This window comes from Fulvitalea axinellae, assembly GCF_036492835.1.
Lineage (GTDB): Bacteria > Bacteroidota > Bacteroidia > Cytophagales > Cyclobacteriaceae > Fulvitalea > Fulvitalea axinellae.
Genome location: NZ_AP025314.1, coordinates 826,688 through 843,887, shown reverse-complemented (window position 1 = coordinate 843,887; position 17,200 = coordinate 826,688). Strand labels below are relative to the sequence as shown.

Annotated in this window: 22 protein-coding genes; 16 read left to right on the top strand and 6 right to left on the bottom strand. The window is 46.1% G+C overall.

The window, feature by feature from the left end; translation table 11 throughout:
* The first annotated feature begins 29 nt into the window (after positions 1-29).
* From AABK39_RS03500 to AABK39_RS03480, 5 genes are all read left to right on the top strand, one after another.
* Complete coding sequence (locus tag AABK39_RS03500) at positions 30-419, top strand: hypothetical protein (RefSeq protein WP_338393533.1); 390 nt, start codon at positions 30-32, stop codon at positions 417-419.
* A 364-nt stretch (positions 420-783) separates the two neighbouring features.
* Positions 784-1,512: a hypothetical protein gene (locus AABK39_RS03495; protein WP_338393532.1), complete on the top strand. Its 729-nt coding sequence runs from the start codon at positions 784-786 to the stop codon at positions 1,510-1,512.
* A gap of 211 nt (positions 1,513-1,723) precedes the next feature.
* On the top strand, positions 1,724-2,629 hold the full coding sequence (locus tag AABK39_RS03490) for a hypothetical protein (protein WP_338393531.1): 906 nt from the start codon (positions 1,724-1,726) through the stop codon (positions 2,627-2,629).
* 15 nt (positions 2,630-2,644) lie between these two features.
* A complete protein-coding gene (locus AABK39_RS03485; RefSeq protein ID WP_338393530.1) occupies positions 2,645-3,238 on the top strand; it encodes a hypothetical protein in 594 nt (197 codons plus the stop codon).
* Positions 3,219-3,431 carry a putative signal transducing protein gene (locus AABK39_RS03480; RefSeq protein ID WP_338393529.1) on the top strand — a complete coding sequence of 71 codons (213 nt, stop codon included), beginning with the start codon at positions 3,219-3,221 and terminating at the stop codon, positions 3,429-3,431. The genes AABK39_RS03485 and AABK39_RS03480 overlap by 20 nt, the downstream gene beginning before the upstream one ends.
* Positions 3,432-3,635: 204 nt before the next feature.
* On the opposite strand, the gene AABK39_RS03475 is transcribed toward AABK39_RS03480, so the two are convergent.
* The 4 genes from AABK39_RS03475 to AABK39_RS03460 all read right to left on the bottom strand — a co-directional run bounded on the left by AABK39_RS03475 (position 3,636) and on the right by AABK39_RS03460 (position 6,309).
* Positions 3,636-4,346, bottom strand: a complete 711-nt coding sequence (locus AABK39_RS03475; protein WP_338393528.1) for a hypothetical protein — start codon at positions 4,344-4,346, stop codon at positions 3,636-3,638.
* 125 nt (positions 4,347-4,471) lie between these two features.
* A complete protein-coding gene (locus AABK39_RS03470; protein WP_338393527.1) occupies positions 4,472-5,014 on the bottom strand; it encodes a porin family protein in 543 nt (180 codons plus the stop codon).
* Positions 5,015-5,183: 169 nt separating this feature from the next.
* Positions 5,184-5,771: a hypothetical protein gene (locus AABK39_RS03465; RefSeq protein WP_338393526.1), complete on the bottom strand. Its 588-nt coding sequence runs from the start codon at positions 5,769-5,771 to the stop codon at positions 5,184-5,186.
* A gap of 73 nt (positions 5,772-5,844) precedes the next feature.
* A complete protein-coding gene (locus AABK39_RS03460) occupies positions 5,845-6,309 on the bottom strand; it encodes an RDD family protein (RefSeq protein WP_338393525.1) in 465 nt (154 codons plus the stop codon).
* A 187-nt stretch (positions 6,310-6,496) separates the two neighbouring features.
* On the opposite strand from AABK39_RS03460, the gene AABK39_RS03455 reads away from it, so the two are divergent.
* The 5 genes from AABK39_RS03455 (at position 6,497) to AABK39_RS03435 (ending at position 10,231) form a co-directional block, all read left to right on the top strand.
* Complete coding sequence (locus tag AABK39_RS03455) at positions 6,497-7,339, top strand: alpha/beta fold hydrolase (RefSeq protein ID WP_338393524.1); 843 nt, start codon at positions 6,497-6,499, stop codon at positions 7,337-7,339.
* Positions 7,329-7,832: an RNA polymerase sigma factor gene (locus AABK39_RS03450; RefSeq protein WP_338393523.1), complete on the top strand. Its 504-nt coding sequence runs from the start codon at positions 7,329-7,331 to the stop codon at positions 7,830-7,832. The genes AABK39_RS03455 and AABK39_RS03450 overlap by 11 nt, the downstream gene beginning before the upstream one ends.
* A complete protein-coding gene (locus tag AABK39_RS03445) occupies positions 7,825-8,415 on the top strand; it encodes a hypothetical protein (RefSeq protein ID WP_338393522.1) in 591 nt (196 codons plus the stop codon). Before AABK39_RS03450 ends, AABK39_RS03445 begins: the two co-directional genes overlap by 8 nt.
* Before the next feature lie 113 nt (positions 8,416-8,528).
* Positions 8,529-9,095, top strand: coding sequence for a hypothetical protein (locus AABK39_RS03440; protein ID WP_338393521.1), 567 nt, complete (start codon positions 8,529-8,531; stop codon positions 9,093-9,095).
* 194 nt (positions 9,096-9,289) lie between these two features.
* Entirely contained in the window at positions 9,290-10,231 is a 942-nt protein-coding gene (locus AABK39_RS03435) for an AraC family transcriptional regulator (RefSeq protein WP_338393520.1), read from the top strand.
* Between the two features lie 49 nt (positions 10,232-10,280).
* Here AABK39_RS03435 and AABK39_RS03430 read toward each other — a convergent pair whose 3' ends face one another.
* On the bottom strand, positions 10,281-11,585 hold the full coding sequence (locus AABK39_RS03430; protein WP_338393519.1) for a hypothetical protein: 1,305 nt from the start codon (positions 11,583-11,585) through the stop codon (positions 10,281-10,283).
* A gap of 267 nt (positions 11,586-11,852) precedes the next feature.
* On the opposite strand from AABK39_RS03430, the gene AABK39_RS03425 reads away from it, so the two are divergent.
* Together AABK39_RS03425 and AABK39_RS03420 are read left to right on the top strand one after the other, a co-directional pair.
* The gene (locus AABK39_RS03425; RefSeq protein ID WP_338393518.1) at positions 11,853-12,536 is read left to right on the top strand and encodes a DUF4328 domain-containing protein; all 684 of its coding nucleotides are present in this window, start codon (positions 11,853-11,855) and stop codon (positions 12,534-12,536) included.
* A 98-nt stretch (positions 12,537-12,634) separates the two neighbouring features.
* Complete coding sequence (locus AABK39_RS03420; RefSeq protein WP_338393517.1) at positions 12,635-13,030, top strand: DUF4328 domain-containing protein; 396 nt, start codon at positions 12,635-12,637, stop codon at positions 13,028-13,030.
* Between the two features lie 174 nt (positions 13,031-13,204).
* Here AABK39_RS03420 and AABK39_RS03415 read toward each other — a convergent pair whose 3' ends face one another.
* Entirely contained in the window at positions 13,205-13,399 is a 195-nt protein-coding gene (locus AABK39_RS03415; RefSeq protein WP_338393516.1) for a hypothetical protein, read from the bottom strand.
* Here AABK39_RS03415 and AABK39_RS03410 point away from each other — a divergent pair.
* The 4 genes from AABK39_RS03410 (at position 13,398) to AABK39_RS03395 (ending at position 17,071) form a co-directional block, all read left to right on the top strand.
* Positions 13,398-14,105, top strand: coding sequence for a hypothetical protein (locus AABK39_RS03410; RefSeq protein ID WP_338393515.1), 708 nt, complete (start codon positions 13,398-13,400; stop codon positions 14,103-14,105). The genes AABK39_RS03415 and AABK39_RS03410 overlap by 2 nt on opposite strands.
* On the top strand, positions 14,102-15,172 hold the full coding sequence (locus AABK39_RS03405; RefSeq protein WP_338393514.1) for a sensor histidine kinase: 1,071 nt from the start codon (positions 14,102-14,104) through the stop codon (positions 15,170-15,172). Before AABK39_RS03410 ends, AABK39_RS03405 begins: the two co-directional genes overlap by 4 nt.
* The gene (locus AABK39_RS03400) at positions 15,147-15,830 is read left to right on the top strand and encodes a LytR/AlgR family response regulator transcription factor (RefSeq protein WP_338393513.1); all 684 of its coding nucleotides are present in this window, start codon (positions 15,147-15,149) and stop codon (positions 15,828-15,830) included. The genes AABK39_RS03405 and AABK39_RS03400 overlap by 26 nt, the downstream gene beginning before the upstream one ends.
* A gap of 197 nt (positions 15,831-16,027) precedes the next feature.
* On the top strand, positions 16,028-17,071 hold the full coding sequence (locus tag AABK39_RS03395) for a hypothetical protein (RefSeq protein WP_338393512.1): 1,044 nt from the start codon (positions 16,028-16,030) through the stop codon (positions 17,069-17,071).
* Positions 17,072-17,200 lie beyond the last annotated feature (129 nt).

Here is a 17,200-nt window from a genome sequence, read left to right as displayed (position 1 = left end):
GTTAATGAACTATCGAACAGCTAATAAACATGCCTTTAAAACTAATCGAAAATATAAAACTGTTGCTAAGCAGGGATGAACTATGCGGCGAATGGAGTTCAGATGACTGGTCCGGCTTTATGATGATTATGGGCTCCTGGATGCGGATTAACCCAGACGGAACGGGGAATTATAGAAGTTGGGGGATAGGCGATGAGGGATGTGAGCATTATGACTTCACTGGGGAGTTTGAATGGGAAAGAATCGGAAAAGATAAAATTAGCATTCACGAAAAGGGAGCCGATAGCCCCGAGGTGATTCAATACAGATTAGCTAAGGTCAACGGGCGAACCGAATTGACTAGCCTTCAGCCCAAAATGGGAACAATTCGGTTGGAAGCGTTCTGGAATTTTGCCCAAATAATGTTTAAACAAAATTAAAGTGCCTGCGCGTGGAGAGTGGTAAAAACACCCACTCGAAGGCAGGCGCATGTATAGTGTTTCTTCAATCGCGTAATTATGAGCACAGGCAAGTTGTTAAACGGAATTGTCCTTATTTTTTGGATAGTCATTGGTAGTTTAGGCACCTTTTACAAACACATATCCTTCGGGATGGGATTAGGGGACCTATTGGGCTACGCTTTTATGTATATTGTGATTTTAACACACACCCTTTCGACTTTATACGGTGTCGAAAAAAGGAAAGGGAATTTGTGGTTTTGGGCCTTGGCTTCGATGTTCTTTATGATAGCTGTAATCTTTATTTTAAACGCTACACTATTGAGGGGATCTGAATATCGGTGGAATGGCAGGTTGTTTTATCCGTAAAGCCAAAGCCATGTTCTTAGGAAGAAAAACCATTGCACTAACATTCTTTGTCTTAACCACTTATACTGGTTGCCAATTAAAAACGAAACCGAATCAAAGACGAGAGATCACTTTAGAACTGAATAAAGTGAAAACTAAAGCTGTAGATACTGTCAGCAAAAACAGGTTCTTTGATTTTCCCATCCCAAAACTTGATTCTGTTCTCCAATACTATGAAACATCGGGTGCAACAGGATACGTACCTTCTAAAAGGTTCTATAATCCAAGTGATTCAGGGATATTTGTATTCTACACACTCTTCAACAAACAGACAGTAAGAGGAAGAGAGTATGCTATAAATGAGGAATATCAAGGCATGCTAACTACTCATACGTATTGGAAAACTGGTTACGGTTGGTCTGCGATGGATAAAGACCAAACATTCATTCTCCTACAATTATATGGCACCTCTATAAAGATCGGAAAGGGAATAAAGGTGGGAGTCGGCATAAAAGACTTAAAAGTTGAATTAGGGGAACCCATATATCAAACTGATTCTTCGCTTGTTTTTTTGGGTAAGAACAATTTAATTGGACAATTTGAATTTAATAAAGAACGAAAACTCAAATCTATAGTTTACGGACGGTTCAATTTACCGAGCAAAATCTTCACTCTTGACAGTATAAACCGAAGAAGAATTATTGAAAATAAGCTAGGAAGTAAATAGCGAATATGATTCTCAATTGACTCCAGTGCTAAGCGACACCACCACTTGCACTTAATTAGAACAACGACACCCCAACCACAACATAGATTTACCCAACCCACTCTTAAAAACGCTCGTTAATTTAATTATACAGTCATTTTTTGGTAAATTTCAATAAGCGGATTAATCGCACTGCCCTTTCCCCTTTTTCTAATATCAGACCGCCAAAGTCATGAGCAAGCAGGAAACCAAGAACAAGCTGGAAACCGTCGTCAATATTATCCTGATAGTGGCGGGCATTTCCTTGGGGACTTTCTTTTATCTGGGCGAAAACAAAAATCCCGAACTTAGTTCGGTAATGTTCTCCATTGCCCTGTCCTGCATCCTTTACAAGTTTATGGGCGGTATAGCGCAGGAAAACGAATTCAAGCTGGGGGCTATGAAGATGGGCGGTACGGTGGCGGTATTGTTCGGGTTTATGTTCTTTTTCAAAACGGTGATTTTCGAAAAATCCGTGGAAAAGGCTAACCTCAGGCTAAGCCATCAGGGCGATTGGGTGCCGGTAGAGATCAAGACGGGCAGTATGATGAGCGGATTGCGGATCTTTGGCGGTGACGATACCCTAAGCTATCCCGGCGAGAAAGAAAAGGCGGAATTCAAATCGGCCAGAAAAAGACTCGGGTACCGGATATCGGAATCCGCTTCGGGCGAACTTCATTTGCTCTCCACCAATATCCCCGCCGATACCGTAGGGAAAGTTGAGGTTCGGGATATCAAAACAGCGAGCCTGTTTAACAGCCTGGAACCGGACCGGCACGAAAGCCTGATTCAGGTATTCAGCCTCAAGCCCGAAGTGGACAGCCTGAACTCCTCGGCCAAAATAGCGGGCGTGGAATTGCCTTTCGAGATCAAGGTGTTTCCCTCTTCGAGGTTTAGCGTAACACCCAAAGACGAAACGGCCGAACCTTATATATCGCCCAAGCCCGTGGAGTCGAAAAAGAGCTATGTGATTAGCACCGCTCCCGGCGAACTGTATGTGATAATGTTGGAACAGGCCGACGCCCGGCCGGAGATTGATTCGGACAAAAGGTATTCGAAATGGTTAGTGCAGAAGTTTAAAACAAGGTTGGAGCCTTAAGCGCGGAGGTTCTTTATGATAGACACGCATATGACTGGATTTTTTAACAAAACGCTGGCTCTTCTTATTCCGCTTATCTTTTTCCTGTCGGCGGGTACCTTCGGGCAGTCACAGGATTACCCTGAAGCAAACAGAAAAAAGCTCGTCAATATTCAGGAAGATATAGCTATGGTGGTCGGGTACCAACAACATCACTATGGTTTCGGTGAGGTAGGACTTGCCTGGAAAGCTTATATCTCAGGCTTGAGGCATCATTATTCCGCGGTTCAACTTGCCGTTTCAAACGAATTCAGCACAAAAAAATGGGGCGAACGCGATAACAACACTATTTGGGGACTCAAAGCCGGCGCTTGGGTTGACGGAGCAGTGGCAATGGGAATAAACTTGATCCACTATACCGACTTCGACAAAAGCGCGATGGCTTTTCGCCCGGAGTTCGGACTAGGGTGGAACGGACAGTTCCGGCTTGTGTACGGATACAATATCAGGTTTTGGGACGGGGGCGTAAAGGGGCTTAACGGGCACGCTTTTAGCCTTATCCTGATGCCCAATATTTATAATATTTCAAAAAAAGTAAAGACAAAGAGCTATGGGCCTAACTACCATTAAAACCTTTGACAGCTCGATAGAAGCTAATTTGGCGAAAACCAAGCTGGAAAACGCAGGAATACAGTGCGTGTTGTTTGATGAGAATATGGGATCGCTGGATCCGTACAGCATAGCTGTAGGCGGAATCCGGCTGAATGTACTGGCTGAAGACATCGAAAAAGCATTGGCCGTTTTGGCCTTTAACGAAAAATAGTCTTTGGGATTTTCGATGCCAAAAACACGCTTTTCAGCGCAAATCTATTTTTAAGGCTTGTATCGATCCCTCCGAAGCCAAGGAACTTGAAGTGGCTTTGAATTCGAGATTTTTGTTTACGCATACACATCTTCGACAATAAAAACAAAGGCCTTCCCGGACAGGAAGGCCTTATAATTTTTGGGTGATGATGAAAAACGGTTATTATTTCTTAAAGGTTGCCTTAATCTTATTGTAATAGATAGATGTGGTGCCTCCGTATTTCGAATCCGTACCTACAATTAGCCAGGCTTCTCCTTTGTCATTGGCCTTGACAGTCACAAAACGATAGGTTTTTAGCTGTCTAAGCGCATACTTCGACAGTTTCGTACCGTTGGCGAAGTTGCCCATCAAGATCATCTTCCCGGGTTTGTGGTGGTTTCCTTTGTCCAAATTCAGGCGGAAAATTTTCTTATTGTCCTCTGCCTTTTTCGGTTCCGTGGTACTGGCGCCAGCCTTTATGTATACATGCTCAGCAGGGCGTCCCATTTTCGATTCCGCATTTACGGGAGCGTTTGAAGCAATCTGGATATCGAACATCACTTTATACTCCTGTTTCGGCAACAGTCCGGTCACTTTTTTCTTCACGAACATAAACAGGTCTTTGTTCAGGTTTTTGCCGACTTGACGCAACCCCTTATCCGTTTGCTTCAACGGCGCCGGAAGAGGCATATGCTTGGTGGACAAAGTGTAGGATTTCTCTTTCGCCGCTTCGTAATCGGCGTAATCCCCTACCCAGCCGTCGTCGCCTTTGGCAAAGGTGTATTCGAAGGTTTTGTTTTTTACTACGGGCTTGATGTCGTTGTCATCGTCGTCTTTGCAACTGAACAGCGACGTCGCCACTAATGCGAATAAAAGGGTTTTTACAATTTTCATAACAGTATTAAATTGATCGTGAATCTTTTACGCCCGGGAAAAACCCGAAGCAGAATGAATTATTTAGATTGAATTTGGTATGTCGTTTAAAGTATGTTAAGTACCGCGCAGTGGTTTACCGCCTTTTACCAGAAGCTGATAGACAGGGCGATCTGAAAGTTTTTATTCTTCAGCTCGTCACCCACTTTGTTTACTTTCAGGAAACCGTGATTATAGCGTGCGCCGATATTCACATTGTGGGAAATATCCAGACTCAGCCCCACGGAACCGGCCAAATCGAAAGTCTTGTAGTCGGAACGCTTAAATCTTCCGCCACTTCCGCCCACCAAAAAACCCATCTGCGGGCCAGCTTCCAGGTGCAGTCCTTCGGTAAGTGCTACCTTCGCCAGAATAGGCCAATTGATATAGTTTAGCTTCAGATCAGGAAGGTTTTCTTTATCAGCTTTGGCTCCCTGCGCCGAATACACAGTCTCAGATAGTACCGAGAAACCCTCGGCCAGCGGATATTCGAAGTATATACCGCCCACAAAGCCCGGAAGCATCTTTCCGTCGGCTCCGCGTAGGTTCGAGAGGTTCAGCCCACCCTTTACCCCGAAACCGTAATAGTCTTGGGCCTGAGCGGAAAACACAGTAAGCATCAAAAGCGAGAGGAAAAATAATTTCTTCATAACGTTAAACTTGGAATATTAAAGAAGCGAGAGGAAATGTCCGATCAGTTTTTGTCTCTCCGTTTCGAAAGCAAACTTACCGGGATAGCAGGGGATATCTTTTGACTAATGTCAAAATCGGAAAACGGGGAGAATTTAGTAGGTAAAAAAGCTGGAAAGTGGAGTTCTATTATTGGCTAACTTTCCTCATTTCGCTTTCCACAAACTTCTGTTCATGATTATCAAAATACAGTAATTTAAGTCTGTCTTCCTTTTTCTCAACAATGCGGCAATACCTCATTCGTCCTCCTCGGAACACAGTGAGGCCCAAAAAATGATTTCCTTCAAACTCAATAAGATCCCATTGTTTAGTATCAGTGACTTTGTTAAAAGTCTCGGTATATTCTTCTTCTGTAGGAAAGTGTACTGATGTAGAAAACTCACCATTACCGTGTACAAAACGCTGATTTAAAAAATAACTTTTATCGATCTTGAAATCCGCCTTTACTTCCCCTTTGCTTAAAAAAGTATTCAGGAACGGTATGCGATCGTCTTTTATCCTAAAAGTATCACCTTCCACCACCGCAAAATTACGGCCTATCTTTCGCCAACCCAAAGTATCAACCCCAGAACACCCAATACAACGCAACACTATAGTAGCGCCTTTTTGGAAATCCAAAGTAACGACATGGTTTGGCGCATGCCATTTCCCGATAAAAGCGTTGCGTTGACAAGAAAAAAGACAACAAAAAATGATAAGCAATAAAAAGTGTTTCATAATAACTTTCGGGAAAACCCCGCCCTAAAAGTTTCCTTTCAGGGCTGGATTCCACTATTTAGATTATATCAGATCAAGCTTTTCTCTTGGTACGAACCACTTCGGTTTTCGACCATTTGTCATGGAAGCCCTGCTCTCCCAGAAAACTGAAAGCTTCAAAAGGGACAAACCTTACCAAGGAACGAATAAAGGCCATTTTCCAAGTCAGAGGCTCCCCCTCTTCACCCACCGCCTTGGTACCTGTAATTAATTTGCCCATGGTGCGGCCTTTGGTTAAACCTTCAAATAGAAAAAAATATGAAAACGCTGATAAAAGACCTATTAACAAATCTGTCCCCTCACCAATAAGGACATCGCCCTGCGACTTGCTGGATGTTATAAACAAAACTAAACCTATCACCATCCCAATCAGAAAAGTGAAGATATACATACAGAAAATGTCTATTAGGGAATTAGCGAACCGACGACCTTTGCCAGCTTCCTCATATTCGATTTTTTGGGTCAAATCGTCGAGGATCAAGTTGTTTGCAGTATTCATAATTTCAGGTTAAATAGAAAAATAAAAAGCCATGCTCAAACGAAAATAACCTGGCTCGTTTGAGCAAAATTCAAATTAATGAAAAATACTATTTTCATCTTTCGTGGAACGAAAAATATCTTTTTCATAAACCTGTAACATTTCTTCCCCCTCCGCATCAAAGGGCAAAAACATAACGACAACAACGATGAAAAACACTTTGCTCTTTCTGTTTCTGCTTTTGCTCGGCACCGAAACTTTCGCCCAATCCAAAGCCATTCATACGGAGGTTACCGGAGACGGGACTCCCATCCTGTTTTTGCCGGGCTTCGCCTGCCCCGGAGACGTTTGGAAGTCCACGGCCGGAAGAATCGGTGACGGATACGAAAAACACTTCCTCACTTACGCCGGCTTTGTCGGGACCACTCCGGCGAAGGGTCCATGGTACGAAACGATAAAGGTGGGTATCGTCGCATATATTAAAGAGAACAATCTGAAAAACACCATCCTAATCGCCCACAGTATGGGAGGTAATTTGGCTATCGATATCGCACGGGAATTACCTGACAGAATAAACAAAATGGTATTGGCCGATGCGCTACCTTGTTTGAGGGAGGTGATGATGCCGAATATGCCGGCCGAATCCATTTCCTACAAAAACCCGTATAACGACCGCCTAATGGCGATGGATTCCGTGGCCTTCGCCAATAATGCCCGCATGATGGCCCAACAAATGACAATGTCTCCAGAAAAGAAAAAACTCATCGCCACTTGGATGCAACAGGTCGACCGCAAGACTTTCGTTTACGGTTATACGGACTTACTGAAACTGGACCAAAAGGAACAATTAGCTGACGTAAAAGCGAAAAGCCTGTTGCTCTTCGCCCCAGTGCCAGACGTTGCACGGGTGAAGGAAACCATTGCTAAACAATACGCCAAACTGTCAAGAAAACAAGTCTTTATAGCCTCCGGAAGCCTACACTTCATTATGTTTGACCAAGAGGATTGGTTAGTCGAAAAGATCAATGAATTTTTGGGCCATGGACAATGATCGCAAACGGACCTTCGAGCGGATATACGCCCAACACCGCGACATGGTAGCCAAGATGTGCCTGGGCTATATGAAAGGCGATCTCGCCTTAGCCGAAGACCTGGAGCAGGACGTATTCATAAACGTTTGGAACGCGCTGGACCGTTTCCGTAACGAGGCTTCTTTCAAAACCTGGCTATACCGCATTACAGTCAATACTTGTCTTCAGCATATCCGAAAGCGTGACAACAAGCCGTCTTCGGCGCTACCCGAAGAAGGCCCCATAGCGGAAGCAACGCCCGACGAAGGCGAAGAACGCAAAACCCGGCTCTACAAGGCTATCGGCCAGCTTAAAGAGGTGGAAAGGCTGATTATTATGATGGTGTTGGACGGCGAGGAATACGCCACCATCGCCAACGTTCTGGGCACTAACGAAGGCAATCTGCGCGTGCGCATACACCGCATCAAGAACAACCTGAAGAAACACATGAACAAACTAGTAAGCCATGAGTGACGAACTGGACGGTCTGGACGACCTTAAAAATATATGGGACGAAGGCAAAACGCCGAAAAAGTTATCCGACGCAGAAAGCGTCATCCAACAAGCGAAAGAGCTACGCAAAAAGAGCCGGGCATTTCACTACAGTACGATTATCATCCTGAGCACTACGCTGGTAGCCCTGATCCTGTTTTTTCGCTACGTGGCGCCGGTACAGGAGCTCCTTAGCCGGGCCGGAGCGCTAATAATGATGGCCGGATTGGCATTGCGGATAGTGTTTGAAATCTGGAGCCTAACGAAACTCGGCAAGATACGCCTTACGGACCAGGCGACCGATTCCACTAAAGCCGCTACGGATTTCTGTCGCTTCCGCAAAACCGTACACGGCCCCGTCGCCAGCGGAATCGTAATCGCTTACACCGTCGGATTCTTTGCCCTGAATCCCGAATTCTCAAAATATTTCACCCTCTGGCAAATGGTAGCCATGGACCTTTCCTACGTAATAATGGCCGTTGTGCTCTTTATAAATATAACGAAGGGAATGCGTCTGGAAATGGAGCGCCTCCACGAACTTGAGCGTCTTCAGGAAGGTATTTAGACGAGTTAGCCCCCGTGTGCCAGCCTAATCCCCGGAAACTGTGGATTGCGTGTCGAGGATTGTTATATTTGTGACAATCCCTGGTGCAATACGGGGAAGGCTGAACACTAAGAATGCGAAAACTTTTCCCATTAGACAAAAACACGCTGCTCCGGCAGGCCCAGGACGAAAACCGGGACGATTTGCTGTACTCCATGGTCTGCAGAGCCAGGGAACTGTACGAGCAACGCGAAAACCCCCTCGGCCTGGCCGATCCCGGAATTCAGACGCTAATGGAACGCGAGGATTTTTTTCTGGAACCTTTCCATGATCTCTATGTCCAGCTGTCGGCCATATACCGTTACAAGCACGATGACGGCCAACTGCCCCTGCTCTTCGACGGGAAATCGCAGACCGAAAACTACGCTTGCGTTTGGGAAGAGGTGTTCCTGAATTGGACCGAGGAACTGCTCACGGAAGTGGAGTGTACGCGCGCTGTTTTGAAACTGGCCATTGGCCCGTTGGGCAATTTCTCCGCCGAACAGGCTATCCTGCGCCTGCGTCAGTGGGCCGACAAACAGTTTGAGTTGGTCTATTATCGTAAAAAAAGCCTTCTGCCAACCCAGGAGGCCTCTAAGCGGAAAACGAAAAAACCAGTCAGACGAAAGCGAAAAGCGCCGAAGAAACTTGTGCTGAAATAGATCCCCCTTTCATTCCCACCCCACTCCTTCCAATTATCATAATCCTGTTGTTTAGCCGGTTCTCCGCTATTTTATTTGAGGAACAATATTCTATATCGATTTTGGAGTCAGTGCGCCTACAGGGTTGTCTATTCGGTAAGTGTCACTAATTTTATGAGGACAGATAGGATTCCCACTTTTTTAAAACTACTGACATGAGAAAACCCGGCGTAGAGGAAGAGTACCGTTTCCGGATAAACAAGGCCATTGATTTTATCGAAGAGAATTTGGAACGCCCACTGGATATAGAAAGCTTGGCAGAGGTTGCCAATTTCTCCAAATTTCACTTTCACCGCATATTCCAGGGCATGCTGGGCGAAACGCCTTTCCAGTTCCTGTCACGGGTCCGGTTACAGAAAGCCGCTTTTTATCTAACCAACCGTCCGGAAATGCCCGTGACCGAAATAGCTGAACGTTGCGGTTTTTCCGACCTTTCGGTCTTCTCCCGTAACTTCGGCAAGTTTTTCGGACAACCGCCTACGGCCTACCGACAAGACTGGCCGGCGAATAGCAAGATTAGTCAAACGGATGGCAAGAAGCAACAAGCCGTCTTCAAGGCCAAGGCCTACTTTTGTACCAGTTCAATGACCATGAAATGGAAATCTGATATGGAACAAAACAAAGGAGTGGAAGTGAAAACACTTCCGGAAATGACCGTGGCCTACGTGCGCCACATCGGGCCTTACAAAGGCGATCACCAACTTTTCAAAAGGCTCATGGACAAACTGATGGCTTGGGCTATTCCCCGCAAGGTGATGGAGAACCCGGGCTTCAAGGTACTTTTCGTATACCACGACGACCCTAATGTGACGGAAGAAGACCACCTGCGCACCAGCGTATGCGTAACGGTGCCACAAGACACAGCCGTAGGCGGAGAAATCGGAAAAATGACTGTGCCGGGCGGAGAGTACGCCGTGGGACACTTCGAACTCGGCGCTCCAGAGGAATTCCAACAAGCTTGGCAGTGGATGTATGGGCAATGGTTGCCCAAGAGCGGATACCAGCCGGACAACCGCTCCTCCATGGAAATTTATCCCGAAGAAGGCAAAAACGGCCAATTCGTAGTGGATATATGTATTCCAGTACAACCTCTGTAAAACGAGAAGGTACAATTGCGCTCCCGTCATCGCTGTGGCGGGAGCCTTTTCACTTCTTTCGCTTCAGAAATTTCTTCTGTACTTGCTCCACTTTCTTTTCCAACACACTGTACGAGGCGGACTCCAAGTACGGAGAACTCACTTGATAAAGGTTCCTCAAAAGCCCCGAAGCCTCGCGTCCCATACCACCGGATGTCATAGTCACTAATTTGTCCGTAAACTCGGGATCTTTCAGTCGCTTTACCAAAGTCATATACCCCTTTACGGCTCCCAAATCCAACAAATGGCGGGGCACGTTTGCCTGGCAAACCTTCTCGAATTGCGTAGCCACCGAACGCGCTAACCTTGAATTACCAGGATCCCCCACCAGCGTAATGGTCAGGATCTCCTGCACCGCCGGCTCCAACATCTTTTCCAAAATATTTTCGGCGTAACGGCTCAACTCCCGGTGCTTATCCCTGTCGGTAGTAGAGGCTTGCAATAGCTCTTCAAGCCGGTCCTTATCCTTTTTGGCGTCAAACTGCCTGTCGGAATGGGGGGCGCCGTACTCCACCATTTCCCAGTCCTGATCGTCCACATCCCCACTACGCACGCTAAACGACCGGGAAAAATCCTGAATCCGCCTAGCCCTCTCGCCCACCAGCTCTGGAGCGAAACGATCTATCCCGAACTTCTGGCCAAATACCGAAAAAGCCGAATCGATAGCGTTGATCCTCATGGCCTTGCCGGCCTCCGGCGCCTGATAAAGCATATTATAAGGGTTGAGCGAGGCGATAATCCGGTCGATATTGCCTAAAAGAAGATCGTAGAAAGCCACTTCGCCAAGAGCCAGTCCCGTATTTTCGTCGGCAAGGCTATCCAGTACCGTACGGTTTCCGCCAAATTCCTCCGGGATAGGATAATACGGCACTCCCGCCATTTTCTCCATCAACAGCAGATGCGAACCCTTATACTCCGCCATAGCCCCAAAAGCCATGGCCGCATTTTCTTCTTCCGTCCACTCGGCCAACGCGGCCTTCAGCGCCGTGAAAGTCTCGTCTCCGGTTCTGTGGAGTTCGGATTCCGGCGCGCCCACCCGCTCGCTGTGCATGTTACGGATAAATGTGGCGCCGAAATGCTCCCGTTGCAAAGCGCCCTCCTGTTCGCAAAGCTTGGCCACCATCTCCCGGCCCGCACCGTCACGGAAAAAGAATACCGTCCCCTGCATTCCCTGCATGGGAAATTTTATATCGGAAATGATTCGCAGATCGGGCTTCAGGCCTTCCTCTTCCCGCATAGCCTGCGGAGGCATTTTGGCGGCGCCTTCCCTTTTCTGGGCTTCTTTTTTCTTTCTCGGTGGCGAATGTCGGAACAAACTTCTTATAGATTATTATAAAAGGAGTAACCCCATTCGCCTCAGCAGGTTGTGGGTACAAATACGAATTATACCAAGGCTAAAAAAAATCAAAAGTAAAAGGCTTTACATTAAACACAACATTGTCATATAATCGAAAAAAGCTTGTTTCCGTTTTTCACCCCCAAGACTCCGGGTTATTCCAACCAGATTAACTATTTTCAGCTTCATGCTTTTTAATCCTCCTATGTTTAATTCAGTTTTTATCAAACATACTAATCCCAAAATATGAGTACACTTGACCTTATCAAAACAAATCTCAAGGATAACGCAAATAGGGCTAGAACGGTAAACATCGTTTTTATGATTTTTGTAGCCGTAAGCATATTCCAGTTCTTTTTTTCTATTGTTTTAATCGGTGTTTTTGAATCGGGAGATTATGAGCTGACCGCAACCTTTCAAGTACTAGAAAGTATTATCGCCTTGGCTGTCTTTGGGCTAATGATTGTCTCTATCGTTGTGTTTCTAAACTGGTTTAGGCGCGCTTACGGAAACCTGCACCGAGCGGGAGTAAAACATCTCGAATATTCGGAAACCATGGCCATCTGGGCTTTTTTCATTCCGTTCGTGAATCTGGTCCGCCCCTATTCCATTATGAAAGAAATATGGAATGACACGCAATCAGCAATTCAGAAATTGGACTCTGATTACTCGCCGAACATCTCAACTAGCTTAGTCGGCTGGTGGTGGGGATTCCATATATTCAGTAATATCGTGTCAACGGCCATTGTTCGACTGTCTCCAGAAGGTGTTACTTTACAAGAGTTGACCACTATAGCCCAAGCCGATCTTTTTATCCATACCATGACAGCGATCGATGCCCTATTGGTAGTCCTGATGGTTCGGAAGATTTCGAACATGGAATCGAAACTATTTGAGGAAAGTAAAAAAGCTTCGGACGACTTCGCTTAACGCATTGTTTCCGGCAGTCTGCTGGCGCAAGTTTACAGCCGTTACCACTTGCGCCACAACCTTTTAATTGAAGTGCGGGGACCCAATTTTTAAGTCTGATGGATATTTTAGATAGCGTGAAAATCCCATTACGGGACAATTCAAATCGAGGAAAAATCAACCTAATCGTATTTTACATTCTGGCAGTTTACACTGCCATCCATTTTATACTTGGAAGATTTTCAGACCATACCGCTTTGCTAAACGGGGAGATTGTGGAGATGCAACAGCCAGAACTATGGAAAGTATGGGCGTGGACATTCTTCAACGTAATACTCAACTATACTCTGGTTATTGTTAACTGCATTTGCTTTTTAATGTGGATGGCAAGGGCCTACGCAAATCTGAAACGAACCGGGCAGGAGACTGAAAGCTCTGTAGCGATGTCAGTATGGAGTTACTTTATTCCGATTGTAAATCTTTTCTATCCTTACCAGATTATGAAAGAGATCTAGAACAAAATACAACTTGGGATACAAGACCTAGACAGTAATCACATAACTCAACAGCCTAAAAATACGCTTAGATTATGGTGGTTCACTTTTTTAGGATCCCTGCTCCTGCCCTTGCTTTCGATCTTTTCCTTGCCTTTGCAGTATACTGATATGGTCTCAAAATTTATGATCTTATTAGCCATATTCGCCACCGTTGTAATGCTCAGGAAGATTATGTCTATGGAACAAAAACTGATGGAAGCAACCCGAAAAACCTCCGAGAACTTCGCGTAATCCCCATTCACCGAGAATACCGCCACGTTCACCGAAGTTTTTTGCCCAAACGAAAAGCTCTCGCTTATTTGCCACCGTACCAAACAGGAAAATCATGAAAACGATCAGCAAAAAGAGAGTAGCCCTTTGGACGTTGGCCTTATTCGTTTCGGCATGTTCGGCTTCGGTGGTTTCGTTTTATCCGCTTTACACAAAGGATACGCTTGTGGAATTTGACGAGATAATTGGCGAATGGGATATTACTGATGGAGATGGAGACACTTACAATCCCGATGATCATGGGGAAGAGCCTTATATTTATGTTAGTATCAATAAAAATACAGATAAAAAAAACCTGTACACTTTTACGCTAAACGTAGTGCCCGATCCTCATCAAATGACACCTTGTGAAATTGAATCCTTGAAGTGTGATACGATAACCAACACCTGCTATATGGAAAAATATAAAGTCGGTTTTGTAAAGATAAACGGAATGCATTACGCTGATTTTTACCCCTTGGAAAAAGCAGGTGAACAAGGTTACAATTTAGTAGATAATGCGGAAATGAAATCACATGCCTTCTCAAAGATGTATTTCAATTCCGATACTTTGTTTTTGGAGTGGTTCTCCCAAAAATGGCTACTAAGACTGATTCAGCAAAACAAAATCCGGATAAGGCATGAGGTTCGTAGCCAAGACAGTCTCGTTATGCTAACGGCCAAACCGGAAGAACTACAGAAATTTATCCGAAAATACGGTGAAGATCCCAAAGCTTTTGACGGGGTTCCAGAGTCGTTAGAGATGGTCCCCAGAAAACGATGAAAACCAGAGGAAAGAACCAAAAAATCATCCCCAGAATACTGCAACACACGCTATTCTGGGGTATCGCCATAGTCCTGTTCAGCCAACTGTTCAGGACTTCGGCCTACGTGAATACCGTGGACTATATCTACGCTGCGCTCTTCCACGCCACCTTGGCCGTGGCGGTGTACGCCAACTTCGGTCTGCTGTTGCCCTACCTGTTCGACAAGAAGCGCTATATCCCGTATGCGCTAGGCATTATCGTGCTTACATTAGCCGGCACGGGACTGAACTGGGCTTTTTTCGAATTCGTCACCGACCTTCTGGGCTTTTACTTTATCTCCTATTTCGAGTGGACGGAGATCGCCGGCTTCTTTGTGCTGTATCTTGGTTTGGGCACTTTGCTGAAGTTTTCCAAAGCGCAGTTCCGGCTCGGGAAGCTGGAAAAGGAAGTGGCCGAACGCGAACAGCGCCATACCGAAAACCTGCTGAACGCGCTCAAGTCTCAGCTGAACCCACACTTTCTGTTCAACTCGCTGAACGGAATCTACTCCTTGGTAATCACCGATCCGGAAAAGGCGCCGGACGTAATCGTCAAGCTCTCCGACGTGCTGCGTTACGTGCTCTACGATTCCGACTGCGAGAAGGTAAGCCTGGCCGACGAGCTACGGCAATCGGAAAACTACCTGGACCTGCAGAGCATGCGGGCCGACTGCCGGCGGGCGGAAATAAGCTTCGAAAAACACGGAGATCCGAAAGGCTTCGACGTGGCGCCGCTGATATTTCTGCCCTTGCTGGAAAACGCCTTCAAACACGGAATCAAAGGCGACGTTTCGGACGCTTTTCTGCGGATACGCTTGGAACGGCAAGACGAAACACTGTATTTTTCGATAGAAAACAACAAAGGCAAAACCGACGGCGCCGTAAACCGACAATACGGCGGCATCGGCTTGGAAAACCTCCGCAAAAGGCTGGATATGCTTTACGGCGACGCCTACGCGATGGAAATTTCCGACGCCGATACTTTTACCGTACGGCTCCGCCTGCCTAACCTGACGGAATATGAGCTTACGATGCCTGATCGTTGACGACGAACCGCTCTCGCGGAACGTACTGGAAAAATTCGTAACCGACGTGCCTTGGCTGGAATACGCCGGCTCCCGCGCCGACGCCTTCGAAGCGCAGGACTTTCTGTCAAACGAACAAGTCGACCTGCTTTTTCTCGACATCAATATGCCGAAAATGTCGGGGCTGAGCCTCGTGCGCAGTTTTTCGGGCACGGCGCCCATGGTGATCTTTATCACGGCCTATCCCGAATTCGCCGTGGACGGTTTCGACCTCGACGCCGTGGATTTTCTCACGAAGCCCGTATCCTTCGAGCGCTTCGTCAGGGCTGTGAACAAAGCCCGAGAATGGAAAGAGTTCCGCGAACGCGAAACCCGAAACGGGCTGGAACACATCTTCCTGAAAGCCGACAAGAAGCTATACAAAGTCAACTTCTCCGACATCGACCTGCTGGAAGCTTACGGCGATTACGTGAAAGTGCATACGGAAGAACGGACCATAATAGTGTTCGAACGCCTGAAAACACTGTTAGCGAAACTCCCCGCCGAACGTTTCGCCAGAGCGCACAAATCGTATGTAATCCCTCTGGAAAAAATCGAGTATATCGAAGGCAACCAAGTACGGGTGGGCAAACGGACCGTGCCTTTGGGAGCGGCTTATAAAGAAGGCATATTGGATTGACTTCCGTTTCACACCTCCCGCACAATCGAAGCTTTATTTTTCAATAAAAACACCATAAAGGTTAAAAAAAGATTAAAACACACGACCCATACGTCGTTTTGTATTCATATTTATATATTTGATTCGCAAAAAAACTAAATAGCGGACTTCTACTCGCTGTGGTTTTAGCGTCAAATAATCCGAAACCAACTCTCAATATGAAACGAAACGCCCTTGTGCCAATAGCCTCGCTTCTACTTTTATTATGCGCTTTCGCCAGCCCGAAAACGGACTTGACCAGTGCCCGCATCCATTACCTGATCGATATAAAAAAAGAGGTCGCTTCGGAATATTGGGCGGGCTTTAGCCAGAAGCCCCTGTTCGGCCCGATGCTCTATTATACCAAGCAGGGGCTTTTCGTGGTTAACGCCAATGACAGGCTGAAAAAGCGTATCGCGCTAAAACCCCACGGCAAACAAACCCCGGAACTACGGATAGCCAGCACCTCCGTACTGGATACGGCGGATTTCTATATGCACGTATCCTACGACGACAGCGACACTTCCGCTTTGGAATACAGAAACCATTTGGCCATGTTCAGCGACGTGACGCTAACCGAAAAGTTTATTCCCGATGTCAAAGACACGGACGAATGGACGTCCATGGTGGTGCACGAGATGTTTCACCAATACCAGCGCAACTTCGAAGCCTTCCGAAAAAGGCAGGTAGCCTGCAAACAGCATTTCAACCGCGATACGCTGATGCATTTTTACAAACGCGAAGCTTGGTTCAAAGAAAGCCTCAAAAAGGAAAACGCCCTACTGCTGGACATCCTTAACGATAAACAAAAGGCCGAGGCCAAAACGCGGATTTCCGAATATCTGAAGTTGAAAAAAGCCCGCATCGAGAAAATAAAAGCGCGGTTCGGGATCGATATTGCCGAGCTGGAGGATAACCTTTCCAGATCCGAAGGTACAGCGCGCTATATAGAATACTGCACCAAACTGACCTTAAAGAACAAGCCCGAGCATCCGGTCCTATCAAAGCTGGACGGCAAGTATAAGGCCAACCGATTTAAGAATTATTCCCTTAGGCAAGACAGCTGGATGTATGGAGTCCAAAGCACATATTTTTATTCCGTAGGGTTTAACCTTACCCGCATATTGGAAAAATTGGACATCCCGTATCAACAGGATATGTTCCTCCACAACAGGACTTTCGATTCCTATCTGGAAGAGTTTGCAGGTAACGGAAATTCCTAAAAAGCCTATACTTTCAAGACGACATTATGTACCTGCTTGAAATCACTCTCGCTGTATAGTTAACCGTTTACGGATTCGATTCATTAAGACTTCAATACGTTCCAAAAAACTAATTTCAGGCCTTTATTT

What these genes read in the sequence shown, in the direction of transcription:
- AABK39_RS03400 (WP_338393513.1), top strand. Translation starts at nt 15,147, where the DNA reads ATGAGCTTACGATGCCTGATCGTTGACGACGAACCGCTCTCGCGGAAC.
- AABK39_RS03490 (WP_338393531.1), top strand. Translation starts at nt 1,724, where the DNA reads ATGAGCAAGCAGGAAACCAAGAACAAGCTGGAAACCGTCGTCAATATT.
- AABK39_RS03465 (WP_338393526.1), bottom strand. Translation starts at nt 5,771, where the DNA reads ATGAAACACTTTTTATTGCTTATCATTTTTTGTTGTCTTTTTTCTTGT.
- AABK39_RS03435 (WP_338393520.1), top strand. Translation starts at nt 9,290, where the DNA reads ATGAGAAAACCCGGCGTAGAGGAAGAGTACCGTTTCCGGATAAACAAG.
- AABK39_RS03425 (WP_338393518.1), top strand. Translation starts at nt 11,853, where the DNA reads ATGAGTACACTTGACCTTATCAAAACAAATCTCAAGGATAACGCAAAT.
- AABK39_RS03450 (WP_338393523.1), top strand. Translation starts at nt 7,329, where the DNA reads ATGGACAATGATCGCAAACGGACCTTCGAGCGGATATACGCCCAACAC.
- AABK39_RS03415 (WP_338393516.1), bottom strand. Translation starts at nt 13,399, where the DNA reads ATGATTTTCCTGTTTGGTACGGTGGCAAATAAGCGAGAGCTTTTCGTT.
- AABK39_RS03475 (WP_338393528.1), bottom strand. Translation starts at nt 4,346, where the DNA reads ATGAAAATTGTAAAAACCCTTTTATTCGCATTAGTGGCGACGTCGCTG.
- AABK39_RS03410 (WP_338393515.1), top strand. Translation starts at nt 13,398, where the DNA reads ATGAAAACGATCAGCAAAAAGAGAGTAGCCCTTTGGACGTTGGCCTTA.
- AABK39_RS03395 (WP_338393512.1), top strand. Translation starts at nt 16,028, where the DNA reads ATGAAACGAAACGCCCTTGTGCCAATAGCCTCGCTTCTACTTTTATTA.
- AABK39_RS03470 (WP_338393527.1), bottom strand. Translation starts at nt 5,014, where the DNA reads ATGAAGAAATTATTTTTCCTCTCGCTTTTGATGCTTACTGTGTTTTCC.
- AABK39_RS03495 (WP_338393532.1), top strand. Translation starts at nt 784, where the DNA reads ATGGCAGGTTGTTTTATCCGTAAAGCCAAAGCCATGTTCTTAGGAAGA.
- AABK39_RS03460 (WP_338393525.1), bottom strand. Translation starts at nt 6,309, where the DNA reads ATGAATACTGCAAACAACTTGATCCTCGACGATTTGACCCAAAAAATC.
- AABK39_RS03420 (WP_338393517.1), top strand. Translation starts at nt 12,635, where the DNA reads ATGGATATTTTAGATAGCGTGAAAATCCCATTACGGGACAATTCAAAT.
- AABK39_RS03405 (WP_338393514.1), top strand. Translation starts at nt 14,102, where the DNA reads ATGAAAACCAGAGGAAAGAACCAAAAAATCATCCCCAGAATACTGCAA.
- AABK39_RS03455 (WP_338393524.1), top strand. Translation starts at nt 6,497, where the DNA reads ATGAAAAACACTTTGCTCTTTCTGTTTCTGCTTTTGCTCGGCACCGAA.
- AABK39_RS03480 (WP_338393529.1), top strand. Translation starts at nt 3,219, where the DNA reads ATGGGCCTAACTACCATTAAAACCTTTGACAGCTCGATAGAAGCTAAT.
- AABK39_RS03445 (WP_338393522.1), top strand. Translation starts at nt 7,825, where the DNA reads ATGAGTGACGAACTGGACGGTCTGGACGACCTTAAAAATATATGGGAC.
- AABK39_RS03440 (WP_338393521.1), top strand. Translation starts at nt 8,529, where the DNA reads ATGCGAAAACTTTTCCCATTAGACAAAAACACGCTGCTCCGGCAGGCC.
- AABK39_RS03500 (WP_338393533.1), top strand. Translation starts at nt 30, where the DNA reads ATGCCTTTAAAACTAATCGAAAATATAAAACTGTTGCTAAGCAGGGAT.
- AABK39_RS03485 (WP_338393530.1), top strand. Translation starts at nt 2,645, where the DNA reads ATGATAGACACGCATATGACTGGATTTTTTAACAAAACGCTGGCTCTT.